This is a genomic window from Streptomyces sp. NPDC087428, from assembly GCF_044744085.1.
GTDB lineage: Bacteria > Actinomycetota > Actinomycetes > Streptomycetales > Streptomycetaceae > Streptomyces.
Genome location: NZ_JBIUXR010000017.1, coordinates 91,129 through 106,980 on the forward strand (window position 1 = coordinate 91,129; position 15,852 = coordinate 106,980).

The 15,852-nt window shown below is 70.5% G+C and carries 10 protein-coding genes, 1 tRNA gene, 1 other RNA gene and 2 pseudogenes; 3 read left to right on the forward strand and 11 right to left on the reverse strand.

The genetic code is table 11. The annotated features are described in order from the left end of the window. Positions 1-124: 124 nt before the first annotated feature. From ACIO3R_RS31695 to ffs, 5 genes are all read right to left on the reverse strand, one after another. Positions 125-1,588: a N,N-dimethylformamidase beta subunit family domain-containing protein gene (locus tag ACIO3R_RS31695; protein WP_385039745.1), complete on the reverse strand. Its 1,464-nt coding sequence runs from the start codon at positions 1,586-1,588 to the stop codon at positions 125-127. Positions 1,589-2,023: 435 nt separating this feature from the next. Next, a complete protein-coding gene (locus ACIO3R_RS31700; protein WP_402110433.1) occupies positions 2,024-3,835 on the reverse strand; it encodes a hypothetical protein in 1,812 nt (603 codons plus the stop codon). 346 nt (positions 3,836-4,181) lie between these two features. Beyond that, positions 4,182-5,432: a phosphoribosylamine--glycine ligase gene (gene purD, locus ACIO3R_RS31705; protein ID WP_402110435.1), complete on the reverse strand. Its 1,251-nt coding sequence runs from the start codon at positions 5,430-5,432 to the stop codon at positions 4,182-4,184. A 216-nt stretch (positions 5,433-5,648) separates the two neighbouring features. Continuing rightward, positions 5,649-7,844, reverse strand: coding sequence for a DNA polymerase III subunit gamma and tau (locus ACIO3R_RS31710; RefSeq protein ID WP_402110436.1), 2,196 nt, complete (start codon positions 7,842-7,844; stop codon positions 5,649-5,651). 119 nt (positions 7,845-7,963) lie between these two features. Beyond that, an RNA gene (gene ffs / locus ACIO3R_RS31715) (signal recognition particle sRNA small type) lies at positions 7,964-8,060 on the reverse strand. A 120-nt stretch (positions 8,061-8,180) separates the two neighbouring features. Here ffs and ACIO3R_RS31720 point away from each other — a divergent pair. After that, a tRNA-Ser gene (locus ACIO3R_RS31720) sits at positions 8,181-8,268 on the forward strand. Between the two features lie 91 nt (positions 8,269-8,359). Here the strand turns inward: ACIO3R_RS31720 and ACIO3R_RS31725 are convergent. Further along, a complete protein-coding gene (locus tag ACIO3R_RS31725) occupies positions 8,360-8,515 on the reverse strand; it encodes a hypothetical protein (RefSeq protein WP_402110438.1) in 156 nt (51 codons plus the stop codon). A 92-nt stretch (positions 8,516-8,607) separates the two neighbouring features. Here ACIO3R_RS31725 and ACIO3R_RS31730 point away from each other — a divergent pair, with 92 nt between their 5' ends. Beyond that, entirely contained in the window at positions 8,608-10,941 is a 2,334-nt protein-coding gene (locus ACIO3R_RS31730; RefSeq protein ID WP_402110440.1) for a hypothetical protein, read from the forward strand. An 84-nt stretch (positions 10,942-11,025) separates the two neighbouring features. Here ACIO3R_RS31730 and ACIO3R_RS31735 read toward each other — a convergent pair whose 3' ends face one another. The 5 genes and pseudogenes from ACIO3R_RS31735 to ACIO3R_RS31755 form a co-directional block, all read right to left on the reverse strand. Then, positions 11,026-12,783: a tyrosine-type recombinase/integrase gene (locus ACIO3R_RS31735; protein ID WP_402110442.1), complete on the reverse strand. Its 1,758-nt coding sequence runs from the start codon at positions 12,781-12,783 to the stop codon at positions 11,026-11,028. After that, positions 12,780-13,083 (reverse strand): annotated as a pseudogene (locus ACIO3R_RS31740) (helix-turn-helix domain-containing protein). Before ACIO3R_RS31740 ends, ACIO3R_RS31735 begins: the two are co-directional and overlap by 4 nt. A 2-nt stretch (positions 13,084-13,085) precedes the next feature. Next, positions 13,086-13,514 (reverse strand): annotated as a pseudogene (locus ACIO3R_RS31745) (WbqC family protein); the annotation flags it as partial. Then, the gene (locus tag ACIO3R_RS31750) at positions 13,480-14,148 is read right to left on the reverse strand and encodes a YdcF family protein (RefSeq protein ID WP_402110443.1); all 669 of its coding nucleotides are present in this window, start codon (positions 14,146-14,148) and stop codon (positions 13,480-13,482) included. The gene ACIO3R_RS31750 and the pseudogene ACIO3R_RS31745, both read right to left, overlap by 35 nt. 14 nt (positions 14,149-14,162) lie before the next feature. Beyond that, the gene (locus ACIO3R_RS31755) at positions 14,163-15,263 is read right to left on the reverse strand and encodes a helix-turn-helix domain-containing protein (protein WP_402110445.1); all 1,101 of its coding nucleotides are present in this window, start codon (positions 15,261-15,263) and stop codon (positions 14,163-14,165) included. A gap of 153 nt (positions 15,264-15,416) precedes the next feature. Here ACIO3R_RS31755 and ACIO3R_RS31760 point away from each other — a divergent pair, with 153 nt between their 5' ends. After that, on the forward strand, positions 15,417-15,845 hold the full coding sequence (locus ACIO3R_RS31760) for a hypothetical protein (protein WP_402110447.1): 429 nt from the start codon (positions 15,417-15,419) through the stop codon (positions 15,843-15,845). Positions 15,846-15,852: the final 7 nt, after the last annotated feature.

Below are 15,852 nucleotides of genomic sequence, written 5' to 3' on the forward strand. Positions count from 1 at the left end.
AGGTTGATCCAGGAGTCGTTCCGATTGTCCCGTATCCGGGTGCGGACGGCTGCGCAGGGGTGCGGCAGGGGTGAAGCAGGGATACGGCGGGGACGCGGCCCGGCGAGGGCGGGTGCCGTGGTCCTCAGGCGCGCTTGCAGATGCGGTCGAGGAGGTTGGCCGTGGCGCGCTGGATGCGCGGGTCCACATGGCCGGGGCGGTCCAGGGCCGGGGACCAGGCGAAGGTGCCGGAGGCGAAGACGAGCGCGCCGGACGGGGCCCGGTAGAGGGACGTCTCCTGGTGACGCGTCACCCCCTCGGTGTCCTGGTACGGGGAGTGGGCCAGGAGGATGCGGTTGTCGTGCTCGGGAAGCGTGGTGCGCGGGAAGTAGCGGTCGGCCTCGCCCGCGACCAGGCCGTCGATCTCGTCGCCCTCGCCCGCGCCGGTCGCGTCCCACAGCCAGTGCTCCGCGTTCCGTACGACGAGGGGGTGGGGGTCGGGGACCCGGCCCGCATACTGGATGCCGAGGAGCTGCTGCTCGGCGCGGTCGACCTCGCGCCAGAGGGCGGCCTTCCCCGGGCCGCGCCGCTTCCGGCAGGTGAGGAGCCGGTCGGGGACGCCGGACGCCGACGGCGCGAGGCCGACCTGCCAGTACATGGTGTTGGCGGAGAGGAAGACCAGGGACGTGCCGTTGTCGCGGGCACGTTCGGTGGTGCGGCGCATGGGGACCGACCAGTACTCGTCGTGGCCGGGGAAGACCAGGCCCCGGTAACGGGTCGGGTCGATGCGCCCCGCGTGCAGGTCGCGGGCGTCGGCGTAGGCGATGTCGTAGCCGTAGCGCTCGGCCCAGCGGATGAAGTCGTAGGCATGGCCGACGTGCAGCGGGAGGCCCGCGCCGGCGTACGGGCGGTCGAAGGAGACGGTGACCGCCGCGTCCTCCTCGCCCAGCAGCCGGCCCTGCTCGTCCCACGCGTGGTAGAGGCTGGCGCCGGTGCGGCCGTCCTCCGGATAGAGGTTGTACGCCTGCCAGGTGATGTCCGGGAGGATCAGCAGCAGATCGGCCGGCTGGTCGTCGCGGACCGTGAACGGGATGTGGGAGCGGTATCCGTCGACCGTCGTGAGCACGGCGACGTACGCGCCGATCGACCAGTAGGTGGGGATCTGGAGCCGCCAGGACTGCCACCAGTGGTGGCAGGAGACCGTGCGGTCGGCGGCGAGGGGCGCGGGCTGGACGATGCCGGAGAGCCGGGGGCTCGTGGTGATCTTGGCGGCGCCGTCGCCCCCGTAGTGGCCGATGCGGTAGATGTCCACGGAGAACTGCTGGGGTGGGTCCACGGTGATGTGGAAGTCGATCGCCTCACCGGGGGCCGCGGCGCCGGTGGAACTGAAACCCTTGATCTGCCGGTGCACGTCGTCGGCGGTACGGGTGCCGCCGCCGGTGGAGCCGCGGGGCAGCGTGGGATCGGCGTACCAGGGCACGACCTGGCCGGTGTCGTCGAAGTAGTTCTCACTGCCGCGCAGCCACGGGAGGGGCCCCTGCCCGAAGGGGTCGGTGACGGCGTGCGCGAGGGCACCTGATTCCCAACGACGAATCTGCTCCGCCCCCATAACGCGCTTCCCTCTCTCAGGCCCCCGGAACAACAGTGGTGCGCTGACTGTCAGCGCCGGTCCCCAGCACATCACATAACGCATCCACTCCGTCACCGTTCGTCGCGAATTGACGTTAACGGAACCTACTCTTCCGGGTATTGGGAGGTGAGGAGTGAGGATATGCCTTGATTACACCCCAGTTGCACCGAGGAACGCAGCGGAATCGCACGAGCGGCGTGGCATACGCACGGGACGTGTGCGGAGGTGCCCGCGGGACGCGTGTGGCGTGGGAGCGGGACGCGTGTGGCGTGCGGGCGGAACGTGTATAGCGTGCGGGCGGAACGTGTATAGCGTGCGGGCGGAACAGGCGCGGGGGCGCGTGCGGGGTGCGTGCGGGGTGCGTGCGGGGCTCGCCTTCGTTGCGCCCGGGGTGCGTGCGGGTTCGGACCCGTTTCAGACGAGGCGGACGGGCTTGTCGGTGCGCACACCGACGGAGGCGAGCCAGGAGTGCAGGGGGCCGGCGTCGCCGTCCTCGACGAGGCTGAGGACCGGGGTGCCGAGATCGGACCTGCGGGCGCCGTCGACCAGCAGCGCGGGGCCGTCGAGCCAGTCGAGGCCGGGGGCCGCGCCCGCCGTGTCGACCGCGGCGCAGCAGACCATCGCCGCGACGTGGTCGGCGAGCAGCTCGGTCCCCGTACGGGGCGGCTGGAGCGGGAAGAGCGGGAGGGGGTCGGGCCCCCAGAAGTCCAGCACGTCACCACCGGACCCGCCGGCCCCGGCGAAACCGCCGGGCACGGGCTGCGGGGACTGGCCCTGGGCCTGTCCCTGGGCGTGTCCCTGGCTCTGGGCCTGCGCCTGGGCCTCGTCACGGGCCACGGCGGCGCTGATCCCCGCCGCGAGCTCCTCGCCTCTGCCGTTGCCACTGCCGTCGCCGTTGCCACTGCCGTTGCCCGAGCCGAGATGCTCGACGACGCGGGCCAGTGTGGGCACCGCGGCACCTGCCACGTCGGACGCGCCGGCGGAGGACGCGGGCGGTACGCCCATGTCGTCCAGGACGCGGTGGAGCCGGGCCGCCTCCGTGCGCCACTTCCGGTCGACGACTTCTTCCGGATACTGCTGCCAGTCCACCGGGGACCAGTCGGGCCCCGTCTCCGCGGGACCGCCGTGGAAGAGCCGGGCGGCCAGCAGGGACGCCGCCTCGTCGGCCGCTCCCGGTTCCTCCAGGAGGTCGCAGGCGGGCCGCTCGCCGAGCCGGGAGGTGAACCCGTCGGCGAGCCGGTCGCGCCGGGAGAGCTCGGTGAGGGCGGAGACGACTCCGGCGTCCAGCCGGGACGGCCAGCGCCCCATCCGCCAGGCGGGCAGCGCGACCCGCGTGAGCAGCCTGTCCCAGCCGGCGTAGGCGAGCCCGACCTGCTCCTGGGCGACTATCCGCAGCCCGTAGTCCACCGCCTGGGCGCGGGTGGAAGCCGCCGCGGCGACGCCGCGCTCCATCTCCGCGGCATGGCTGTGACAGCTGCGCAGCAGCAGCCGGGCGATCCGGCCGATGAAGGCGTGCGGCAGCCGCAGAACCTTGCTCAGCGGCCCCTGGGCGGGTGCGGCCGCGTCGGCGACGGCCCCGTCCAGTCCCCGCACGAAGCGCCGGGCCGCGGCTATGTCGGGGTGGGCGGAGGGGCCTGTGCCCGCGACGACCGGGGCGAGCACGGCCCGCAGTTCCGCGACGCGCATCCACCAGAGGAACGGCGAACCGATCACCAGCACGGGCGCGGCCTGCACTCTGCGGCGGCGTCCCGGACCCGTCCCCGGGCCGTCCGGATCCCTGCGGGCGGCTTCCCTGGCCGCACGGTCGGCGGCCGGGTGGGTGCGGTCCTCCAGCCAGCTGTCGCAGTCGGGCGTCAGCGCTATGGCCGAGGGCGCGGGGACGTCGAGGCGATCGGCTAGATCACGGACCAGCCGGTAGAGATCCGGGGCCGCCTTCTCGCTGAGCGGGACGGTCGGGCTGACCGCCGGCTTCGCCCGTACCACCGCGATCGCGGTGGCCGCCGCGACCAGCAGGACGGCGACGGCGCAGGCCGTCACGGCCCAGCGCACCGCCTCCCAGGCCCCGCCGTCGGCGAATCCCTGTGCGCCCGCGGCGAACAGCACGACGGCGACGGCCGCGGGCAGCAGCGCCACTGCCGTCGCCCTGCTGCGGATGCGCAACAGCGCGAGCGCACGGGCACGCGCAGCCTGCGCACCCAACTCCTCACCTGTACCGGTACCGGACACGGCTGGATGTCACCCCCTCTGCCCTCGCGACGGTGTTGCTCACTCCCCCACTGTGGCACCCGTCACTGACATCGCAATGCCGGTGGGCCAAGTGCCGGAAAGCTTCCGCCGCACCCTAGTTGGGGCTTCGGCGGGCGTCATCCGGATGGCTCAGCCGTCACTCGATGGAATGGCTTTGGGTAAAGCTGCTGACGCGCCGCTGTCCATGGGTCAACGGCGCGTCGGCGGAGGCAGGGCCCTGCTCGGGACCGGGTACGGACCGGGTCGGAGAGGGCGCGGACCTCCGCGCCCTCTCGACGGTGAACGGATCAGGCCCCCGGCCTTCTCCGCCAGGTGCTTCTGCAGCTCAGGCCTCCGCGGCCTTCTTCGCGATGTCCGTACGGAGCTGGGAGCCGTCGAGGCGGATCCGGGCCGCCGCCTCGTAGGCGCGCTCACGGGCGCCCGCGAGATCCTTGGCGGTCGCGGTCACGGAGAGCACCCGGCCGCCGGCGCTGACGACCGCGTCGCCGTCCCGCCGGGTCCCGGCGTGCAGGACGTACGCATGCGGGGCATCCTGTGCCGCGACGTCTTCGAGCCCCTCGATCGGGTCACCCGTTCGCGGGGTGTCCGGGTAGTTGTGGGAGGCGATGACCACGGTGACGGCCGCGTCGTCGCGCCACTTCAGCGGGGGCAGCTCGTCCAGGGTGCCGTTGGCGGAGCCCAGCAGGACACCGGCCAGCGGGGTCTTCAGACGGGCCAGGACCACCTGGGTCTCCGGGTCGCCGAAGCGGGCGTTGAACTCGATGACCCGTACGCCGCGCGAGGTGATCGCGAGACCCGCGTACAGCAGCCCGGAGAAGGGCGTACCGCGGCGGCGGAGCTCGTCGACGGTCGGCTGGAGGACCGACTGCATGACCTCGTCGACCAGCTTGGGGTCGGCCCACGGCAGCGGGGAGTACGCGCCCATGCCGCCGGTGTTCGGGCCCTCGTCGTTGTCGAGGGCGCGCTTGAAGTCCTGGGCGGGCTGGAGAGGCAGCACGGTGGTGCCGTCGGTGATCGCGAAGAGGCTCACCTCGGGACCGTCGAGGAACTCCTCGATGACCACGCGGTCACAGGCCAGCGCGTGGGCACGGGCCGCCTCGACGTCATCGGTGACGACGACGCCCTTACCGGCGGCGAGACCGTCGTCCTTGACGACGTACGGAGCACCGAACGCGTCGAGGGCCGTGTCGATCTCCGCGGAGGTGGTGCAGACGTAGCTGCGGGCGGTCGGAACGCCTGCCCCGGCCATCACGTCCTTGGCGAACGCCTTGGAGCCCTCCAGCCGGGCCGCCTCACCGGACGGGCCGAAGCAGGGGATGCCGGCGGCGCGCACGGCGTCGGCGACCCCGGCGACAAGCGGTGCCTCCGGGCCGACGACCACCAGCTCGGCGCCCAGTTCAGTGGCGAGGCGCGCGACGGCGGTGCCGTCGAGTGCGTCGACCGGGTGCAGTTCGGCCACCTCTGCGATGCCGGCGTTGCCGGGGGCGCAGTACAGAGCGGTGACGTCGGGGTCGAGGGAGAGAGAGCGGCACAGGGCGTGTTCGCGGGCGCCGCCGCCGATGACGAGGACCTTCACGGGGTGCAGCCTAGCCGCCGGGGCAGGGCGGCCTTGACGGGCGCCGGTCCGTGGACACCGGGCCGGGGCCTGCCCGCCGGATCCGGGCCGTACGGGCGCGGTTGTCGTCCGGCTCCGCAATGCGCCGCGTCACCGAATACCCCGGCGCCCCCGACAACTCCGCCGTCGAGACGCTCCGGCGCCCGCCACCGTGCCCCACAGCCCCCGTGGCGCGCCCTACTCGTTGGTGAACTCCTCGACGACCGTGGCGCCCAGTTCGCGGACGATCAGGTCGTGGCCGGAGAGCGCGGAGTCGACCAGGTCCGGGTCGTCGGCCTCGGCGGTGTCGTCCTCCGGGGCGACCGAACGGGGCGGTTCGGGAGCGGTGTACGACGGTGACGCGGGCGCTGCGGAGGATTCGCCGCCCCCCTGCTGCTGCCGCTCCGGGGCCGGCCGGGACTCGTACTGCTGCGGCGCGGGCGGCGCCGGGCGCTGCGGTGCGGGCGGGGCCGAGGGGCGGCCGCCGCCGGTCTGCGGGGGCTGTCCGGCGCCGCCCGACGGGTCGACGATCGCCTCGATCTTCCACTGGGCGTTGAACCGCTCGGCCAGTGCCTGCTTCAGCACGTCCTCGCTGCCGCTGCTCGTGAAGTTGTCGCGGGCACCCGCGTTGAGGAAGCCGATCTGGAGGGTGGTGCCGTCGAAGCCGGTGACCTGGGCGTTCTGGCTGAGCAGGATCCAGGTGAACCGGCGGCGGTTCTTGACCGCCTCCAGGATGTCGGGCCACATGTTGCGCACCTGTCCGGCGCCCTGCGTCATACCCGGGGCCGGCTCCGGGGCGGCGGGCCCGGGAGCGGGGGCCACGGGCGCGGCCGGTGCGGGGGCGGCCTGCGGGGCGGGTGCCTGGCCGGGGGCGGAGGCGGTCGGCCAGCCTCCGGGCCGGCGCCCCTGCTCGGGCGCGGCCGCGGCGGGCCAGGCACCGGGCCGCTGACCGGCTGCGGGGGCCTCGGCGGGCGGGGGCTGTACGGGCTCGGCGGGCGGGGCCGGGGTGGGCGGGGCCGGGGTGGGCGGGGCCGGGGTGGGCGGGGCGGCCTCCCCGCGTGCGGCGGCACGCGCGGCGGCGGGCCCCGACCCGGCGTCCGGCTGCGCGGCGGGGTACGGCGCGGGGGCAGGGGCTTGAGGAGCTTGCGGGGCCTGCGGGGCGACGGGGGCGTGGGCCAGAGCCTCGGGGCCCGGGGTGTACCCCATGGCGGGCCCCGGTCCGGTGGTGGCGAAGGACGCGCCACGCTCCAGCCGGTCCAGCCGCGCCTGGAGCGAGCGCTCGTCGTCGAAGGCCGCGGGCAGCAGCACCCGGGCGCAGATCAGCTCGACCTGGAGCCGCGGCGAGGTCGCCCCGCGCATCTCCGTGAGCCCCTCGTTGACCAGGTCCGCGGCGCGGCTCAGCTCGGCGGCCCCGAAGACGGACGCCTGGGCCTGCATCCGCTCGACGACATCGGCCGGGGCGTCGATGAGCCCCTTCTCCCCCGCATCCGGCACCGCGGCCAGGATCACCAGGTCGCGCAGCCTCTCCAGCAGGTCGGCGACGAAGCGCCGCGGGTCGTTGCCGCCCTCGACGACCCGGTCCACGACCTCGAACGCCGCCGCCCCGTCGCCCGAGGCGAAGGCATCCACGACGGAGTCGAGCAGCGAGCCGTCCGTATAACCGAGCAGGGACGTCGCCATGGCATACGTCACACCGTCATCGGCCGCACCGGCCAGCAACTGGTCCATGACCGACATCGAGTCACGCACGGAGCCCGCGCCGGCCCGCACCACCAGCGGAAGCACTCCGTCCTCGACGAAGCTGTCCTCCTTGGCGCACACCTCGGCGAGATAGTCGCGCAGCGTCCCCGGCGGCACCAGCCGGAACGGATAGTGGTGGGTACGCGACCGGATGGTGCCGATGACCTTCTCGGGCTCCGTGGTCGCGAAGATGAACTTGAGGTGCTCCGGCGGCTCCTCGACCACCTTCAGCAGGGCGTTGAACCCCGCCGAGGTGACCATGTGCGCCTCGTCGATGATGTAGATCTTGTAACGACTCGACGCGGGCCCGAAGAACGCCTTCTCCCGCAGATCACGGGCATCGTCCACACCACCGTGCGAAGCGGCGTCGATCTCGATCACGTCGATCGAGCCCGGCCCGTTGCGCGCGAGGTCCTGGCAGGACTGGCACTCCCCGCACGGGGTGGGCGTGGGCCCCTGCTCACAGTTCAGACAGCGGGCGAGGATGCGCGCGCTGGTCGTCTTGCCGCAGCCGCGCGGCCCGCTGAACAGGTACGCGTGATTGACCCGGTTGTTCCGCAGGGCCTGCTGCAAGGGGTCAGTGACATGCTCCTGACCGATGACCTCGGCGAACGACTCGGGGCGATAGCGGCGGTACAGCGCAAGGGACGACACACATACGAGGCTATAGGGGCGGACCGACAACCGGCCCCGGGCCGGGCACACCACCGGCCCCGAGAGCATCACACGCCGAAGACCGGACGCCCCGGACACGTACCGGACGGCCCCGGAAACGTAAGGACCCCCCACGCACCCGCCAGAGCCAACCTACCCTTGCTGCCTTCCGGCCCTGGGGGAGTTCAGTCAGATAGCGCCACGTGAGGGGCTGACGCCCACCTTAGCCGATCCCCGCCCCCGCAAGTCCACCTCCCCACCCCTCAGGACCCCGCCGGGACCGCCGACGGGGAACGGGTTCGCGAGCACTCCTCAACGTCTTGTATTGTTTGCCGCGGAGGATTCGCCTAGTGGCCTAGGGCGCACGCTTGGAAAGCGTGTTGGGGGCAACCCCTCACGAGTTCGAATCTCGTATCCTCCGCCATTGCTCTCACCGGGCAATACGTCGAAGGCCCCCGCTGCTTGCAGCGGGGGCCTTCGACGTGCGTGGTTGCAGTTTTGGTTGCAGTTCCCGTCTACCGCCCGTTGAGGGCGGCCCGGCACACGTTGCCGTACATGGCGGCGTTCCGTCCGTAGCGCTGCATCAGCTGGCCGCAGCCGACGCACAGCCCGAGCTCCCACGACGGGCACCCCAGCACGGCGGCGGCGCGCTCCACGGTGGCCATCGGCATCTGAACCGATCTTCCCGAAAAGCGATCCCGCAGCACCGGTCGCAGCGAGTAGCGTCGCCCTCACTCAACCAAGTGAGGGGTGGATTGCGAACATGCTTCACACAGGACACGTCACGGGGACGATCGGCATTCGGCCGGTCCGAGTTGGCATGGTCCTCCAGCCGTCCGCCGAGGCCGTGTCCAGTGCGGCGCAGGCGTCCACCTGCGTCTGGGGCGGAATGCACTACCCGTGGCTGGTTCCTGACGACCCGGACGCGTTCAGGACCGCTGACGCTCTGTCCGTCGACGTCTTCTATCCGGTGGCGCACGACCCGGCCGCGGAGAAACTCGCCGGCACAACGGGATACCGGTGGGACCCCAAACAGGGCACTCCCTTTGGCAGCCACGATGAGCTGCACGGTCCCGGCGTCCTGCCGGTGGAGTGGCTGCTGGACGAGCCCGCACCACACCACAAGTTCGTACTGCCTCAGTGGGACGCGGATGACCCTCTTAGCCCACTGTTCGAGGTGTGGTTCGGCCGCTACGGGAACTATCCCGCCGCTGTCGAATTGCGTTCCCGGTTCGCGAGGAACGCCGAGGTCCGCACGATCGGCATCGACGACACTGTGCCTGATTTCGATCGCTTCATCACCCCGGTTGGGCTGACCGGCCTCGACATGCAGTACGACTCGGACGACTGCGGCACATACATCGTCCTCATCGACGTAACGGACCCTGCTGACCTGATCCTTTTCTGGACCGCCCGCGCGGCTGGCCACCGCGTCCTGCCCTGGCCGACCACGCATGGGAGCCGGGTCCTCAGCGCAGCGGAATGCTGGCTGCGCAATGCGTCAGACGAGGGCGCCCTCGCACGCTCGGTGCGCGGCGATGGTCTCGATCTTGGGGCAACCATCACGCTGATCACACGGCACCGCCGCGTTCCTGATGACGTTGCCGCTCTGCTCCAGGGCTTGAAGATCACCGCCGTCCCGACCTGCCACCTGACGTATGCCGTCCCCCAGCGCGGACGACACCCGTTCCTGACCTCCTCCGTCAAGGAGTTCGCCCTTCCTCTCACTCCTGAGCAGACCCAGTTGGTATTGCCGATGCCGCGCGTCGGGCCGGCACGCTGGCGCCCGGACCGGCACTACGCTGGCATCGTCGCCGCCCACGTCACCATCAACAGCGTGATCCCTGGTCACCCTGACCGAACGCTGGTGCTGCCCAACCTGCGCTCGCTGAGCACTCTGCTGGCCCAGTGGCCCGCCAACCGCTCGGAGCCCTTCCACAGACCTGCCCGCGGTGGGAGAGTCTGCGGGGTCCTGGCCGACAGCGAAAGCGATGAGGTTCGTTTCCGTCTCTTGGAGAACGCCGACATCCTCGACGCCGTATTCAAAGGTTCGAACTGGGCCCCCCGGCAGGAGATCAACGGCCGCAATGTGACGGAGCTGATCAGCAAACTGGGTGGCACGGGCAGTGCGGCAGGATGCGAGCCAGCTCTATGGGGCGTGCTCCGTGAAGCTCTGAAGAGCGCTGACGGCAAGACTCAGAGCCAGCTTGAGGGCATGGCCAACAAACACCGTGAGGACTGGCCGGGCCCGCTCTCGAGTCCGAGCGACCGCAAGGGCTATGCCAAGAACCTGATCTTGGCATTGCAGGGACGGAAGTTGCTGGAGCCGGTTGCCCCTCTCCACTGTCCGGAATGCCAGGGGTTTATCAAGGTCCAGGCGCTACGGCTGGAACCGCACGTCGGCTGCCCACGATGCCATCGCCAGTTCCCGCTCGGATACGCACTCGGCAAGGCGGGGCGGAAGTTCGACTGGCGCTTCCAGCTCACCGGCGGCATAACCAAGAACCTGATTACCGAGACCCGGCCGGTCATGGCGACCGTGTCCGTCCTCGCTTCCTATCACCGGGAGCTCTTCCCCACCGGACTGTTCCCAGCGTCGAGTGGGACCACGATGACCTGCGCCCTGGGCATCACGTTTCGGCTTCCGACCGGACCACGCGAAGTCGACCTGGTGACGGTGCTAGACGACGGAGCTCAGCCTGTGGTCGTCGTCGCCGAGGTCAAAGGCGGCCTCGGCACTGGTCCCGGTGATCTCATCAACGAGGACGACGTCGGCCTGCTCACCGAAATCCAGACCTGGCTTCGGAACCAGGGGATCGAGTGCTTCCTGCTCATTGCCGTGATGCGCGACCAGCTCGAACCCAGCGAACGCGACGCGCTGGAGAAACTGTGCACGCGCCCGCTCATGGGCGTGAACGTCAACGGCCTGTTTGTCCGACCGGTGCTTCCCATCGTGCTCACGGGCCCCGATCTGAAGCAGCCACAGCTCTCAGAGAAGCACCCACACCGATGGACCTGCCACGACGGACTGGCTGGCCTCGCTCTGGCGAGCTGCCGCCGTAACCTCCGGCCGACCAGCGTCTGCCTGCCGCCGTGATCTAGAAAGAGACCACGGCGGCAAGGCTCTCTTCAGCCGCCAGACCCCAATCGGCGCGCTCAGCCGTTCTCTCGCGCAGAGCGGCTACCACTCGTCGGCGTCGCCGTACTTTCCCGGGTTCCGAGCCCGGTCTACAGCCTTTGCACATACTTCGGCGAAGGCCGTCTCCACGGCCTTCTTGTCTGTGCCTCGCACCTGGGCCTCGACTTCCTGGCCCGCTCCGGGGCGGCGGGCCGTGCGCCAGGCCGAGGCGCGGTCGGTGTAGCGGTCGGTCTCGAAGTCCCAGGCTGGCACCGACCACTGCTCGGGGAATCCGAGCGCCCCGCGTTCCCCGCCGGGGAGGAACATGGTTCGGGCGTGGAAGACCACGGTCCGCTCCGGTATGCCGTCGCGGATGGCGCTCGCGCCATCCGGGCCCTGGTGCTCCCAGCTCCAGCGGTCCCATTCCTCGACCTCGACAGGGTGGTCGGGCCAGTCCTCGCTCCACCGTGCAACGACCTCATCGGCGTGCTCTCGATGGAGGAAGGGCACGCGGCGCTCGCCGAGGCGGGCAACGTGGACCACCAGCTCTGCGGGAACGGGGCTCCGGCCAGCCTCCGGCGCAGCGTTTCCCACCGTCTGGTCCGTGCCCCACAGGAGGCCGCCGACCTTGGCGGCGGTGTCCTTGAGGACGCGGCTGGTCAGGTGCTGGTAGCGGCGGGCGGACTTTCCGGGTTCCCAGCCCATGATGGCGTCGACGACCGCGTCGGAGACGCCCAGGATGAGCAGGACCGTCGCTGCGGTGTGGCGGGCGTCGCGGAGGCCGGCGTCGCGGAGGCCGGCGGCTTTCAGGAGCTCCTTCCATTTGTGGTAGTCGGTGTTCGGGTTCAGGGGCTCACCGGTGGGCGAGGTGAACACGTACCCCTTCTCCGTCCACAGGTCGCGGGCGCGGGCTCGCTCGCGGGCCTGCTCCTCGCGGTGCTGGCGCAGGAGCTGGAGGAGTTCGTTGGGGGCGCCGATTGGGCGCTGGCTGGCGCGGGACTTGGCGTTCTTCGTTTCGCGGCGAGTGTTGATCTTCTGGGGGCAGAAGCCCGGCTTGCGTCCGCAGCAGTCACCACATCCGTGCTGGTAGCGGGGCCGTGGCCGGCCCCGGCGTACGCGGATGACGCCGAGCTCGAAGTCGACGTCGTCCCATTGCATGCCGAGGACCTCACCCCGCCGCAGACCGAGGGCGAGCGCGATGACCCAGCGCGCGGTGTTGCGGTGCTTGGCAGCCTCGGCGAGCAGGCACTGGACCTCCTCGACCGTGTACGGCTCGACTTCCTCCTCTTCCAGGCGCGGGGCCTTGGCGATCGTGGCCGGGTTAACGGTGAGGTGGGTACGGCGGACCGCTTCGTTGAGGGCGGTGCGCACGGTGCGGTGAACCTGGTGGGCGGTGCCGGCAGCGCTGCCGGACTCCTGCATCTTCTTGTAGAAGCGCTCCAGGTGTTCGGGTTGGAGCTTCTCCAGGCGGTGGGCGCCGAGGCCGGGGATGAGGTGGTGGTTCACTGCGACGCGGTAGCCGTCGATGGTGTTCTCCGAGACGTGCGAGGCTGCGATGTTCTCCACCCAGTGCGTCAGCCACATCTCCAGCGTCCAGCTCTGGCCGACCTTGCGGACGGTGCCCTTGTCACGCTGCCGTTCCAGCTCGCGGACAACCTTCGTGACCTCGGGGCGGGTCTTGCGGCTGACGTGGCGCCGGTCAGGGTTGCCATCGTCCGTGACGCCGACGGTGACGTAGCCGTGCCAACGATCGTCCTTGCCCTGGAAGATCGAGGAGCCGCCGTTAGGCTGGCGGGACTTCGGCGTGGAGGCGCGCGTCATGCTGCGGTCCCGAAGTCGCCGACCGCAAATTGCCGGGCCAGGAAGTCATTCACCGCCTCCGCTGGGATGCGGCGCAAGCTGCCGATCTTGACCGAGGCGATCTCGCCCGAGGTGACGTACTCGTACAGCTTGGTGCGGCCGATGCCGATCCGGCGGGCGGCCTCGGTAACGGTGAGGGCGACCAGGGTCGTGTCGCTGGTCGCCGCTGGGGCGGCGCTCGGCCATCAGAGTACGCAGGGCGTCTTCGGGGACATCCAAGAGCTGGGCTATCTGGGAAATGGGCAGGGCGGACTGCGGCATGGGGAGATCTCGGCAACCATGGCGGTCCTGCCTGCGCCGAAGGCGTCCAGTACAGGGGCCAGAGCCTGTGCGAGCACAGGCCAGTAAGGGCTCGCACCGTAGTACTGCCGCAGCATCGCCTCAGTTTTCCGGCGGGCCCGGTCAGGATCATCGATCAGCGCCTCCCGGATGAGAGTCGGCCGTCCGCGGGGAAGGTGTGTAGGGACGGTGAGCCACTGCCGACGATCCGGTTCGTCGAGGGCACCGAGGCGGGCTCGGTGCTGGTAATCGCGGCGTGTGAACTGGACGTCGTCCAGGACGATCCAGTAGCCCGCCGCGAACAGCTTGGCCAGTGTGGTCAGTCTCGGGAACAGATTGGGCTGGTGAATTGCGCACAGTCCGCCCGACTCGGGCAGGTCAGGAAGAGATGAGACGGCTGGTGAAACCGTCATGAATGAGGGATTCATACGCTGCATGCACGTCCTCCGGGACCTCCTGCTCGATGGCGAATCCGAGCTTCGGATACTCGATGACCCGCTGGAGATCGCCGACGAGCATGTCCAGGACGAGCTTCTCGTCGCCGATGGACTTCACGTAGTCGTCGAACTCCAGCGGCTCCGACGCGCAGAGGATCTCGACGTCGGGCCACAGCTTGCGGGCGGTCGCGAACGACCGCCGTTCCATGTAGGGCTTGGAGACCAGCATCACCGTCGTCGGGGTGATGCCGGCGGCGGCGAGGACCTCTCGGGAGAGAGTCACGTTCTGCCCGGTGTTGCCGGCCTCCGGTTCCAGCAGGATCGCCTCGGCGGGGACGCCGAGGTCGATGGCATGCTCGCGGAAATGGACGGCCTCGCCGCGCGGGAACACCTTGGCGGTGGTGGGGCTGTTGCCGCCGGTGAAGACCAGGGTCGAGAACAGCCCGGCGCGGTAGAGCTCGACGGAGTGGGTCGCGACACCGAGATCGTGGCTGCCCAGCCCGATTGCCACGTCGACGGGCCGCAGCTGGTGGTGCATCTGGTGGTAGTCCCAGATCAGCACGGCCCGGTGCCGCTGGTCCTCGGTGATGGCCTGCTGGTTGTCGCTCACGCGTCTCTCCCTGGTCACCGTCGCCGGGGGCCGTTCGGCCCCTCGTTCATGGCCTTGATGCCCTCGATACTGTGCAGTTGGTGCACGAGTCCGTACTGCGCGGCCGTGCGGGTGGCTTGATCGAGGACGAGGATTCCATCATCCCGGGTCGCCGCGTCGGAGAGCAGGATGTGGCCATGAGCGGTGTCCAGCCGTACGCGTTGCATCGGAGAGTCCGCGGCCCCGCTGCTGCGTGCGATGTCGATGAAGTGCAGGGCCTGGGCGAGGTCGCCGGCACCACGGCGGGCGAGGGCGAGTTTCTGGTGGGCGACCGACCAGTCGTCGGGTTCGGTGAGGTCCTCGAAGTCGCGGGTCGCGGCCTGCATGACGCGGGTCGCGTAGTCGTGGCGACCGTTCTTGCTGAGCGCCGTGCCCACCCACAGGCGGGCCCTGGCACGGTCGCGACGGGATAGCCGGTCGTCGACGGCGAGGGTTTCGTAGTGGCGGGCGGCGACCTCCAGCTTGCCGGACATTTCCGTGACCACGGCGAGGGAGAGGTCGAGCTGGGCGACACGTCGCGGAATGTCGAGCTGGATGAAGACCGCGCGAGCCCCGGCGTAGGAGTGCTGGGCGGAGAGTGGGCCGAGCACAGAGCCTTGGTCGCGTTTGAGGTCACCGAGCAGCGCGGTCGAGCGGGCGAAAAGGTACAGGCCCTTTTCGTCCAGTTCCCGGGCGTTGAACCGCACCAACCATCGGCTGAGCAGGCTGTCGGCGAAGGCGAAGTTCTGACGGGAGAGCGCGACCATGACGCGGTCCAGGTCGTCTGCCCACGATTCGTACTCCCAGGCTCGGGGGCCGGCGGGGGTGACGCGCCGTCCGGCGCCTTGCACGGTGCTGGCCATCTCGGACAGGAGCGTCTCGAAGCGCAGGTGGGCGGGGGCGTCCGCGCGTCCGAGGGCGGTGTCGAGGATGGCCTGGGTGTCGGGTCTGGGCTCGATTTCGGCGCGCTTGCTCTCCCACTTCGAGACCGTCGCGACGGCCACGCCGAGGTGCTCGGCAAAGGCCCGCACGCTCAAGCGCAGGGCGAGACGCAGTGCCCTGGCCTCCAGGCCGGTCCAGTGGTGCACGGTTGCCACGCCTCACTCCCTTCCACTGTCATCGAAGCAGATGCCTGAGGGCGGCGGGACGGAAGTGGAACGGAAGTAGAACGGCAGGTGATTGGCCAGGAGTTCGGCGACATCCATGCTCAGAATCGTCACCACTTGTCGACCCTTTGGACGGTCCCCCGCATGGAACCCCTCACGGAACATCGCCTGGTCAGCGGGCCTGTCGTCTACGGCTTTCTGCGGCTGGTGCGGGTCTCCGAAGCCCGGCAGGAGGCTCTGGTCGCCTCGCTCGCCGAGTACTGCCGCAGCCACGAGCTGGAACTGTCCGGTGTCTTCACCGATCGCGAGGCGAGTGCCGGCCCCGGTTCGGTGGCCTTCACCGGTCTGCTGGACGTGTTGGCCTTGCCGGACGTCTACGGCGTACTCGCCCCGGCCGCATCACACCTTGGCCCGAAGGCGATAGCCGCTGAACGCGGTCGGCGGATCGAGGCGGCCGGCTCCCGACTTCTCCTGATACGCCGGTCCCGCCGCGCATGCGCGACCAGCCACCTCCATCACGACATCCCGCCGCACAGCCCGGGAACCACCCGCCTCCTGGAGACCGAGTCATGAGGGCAGC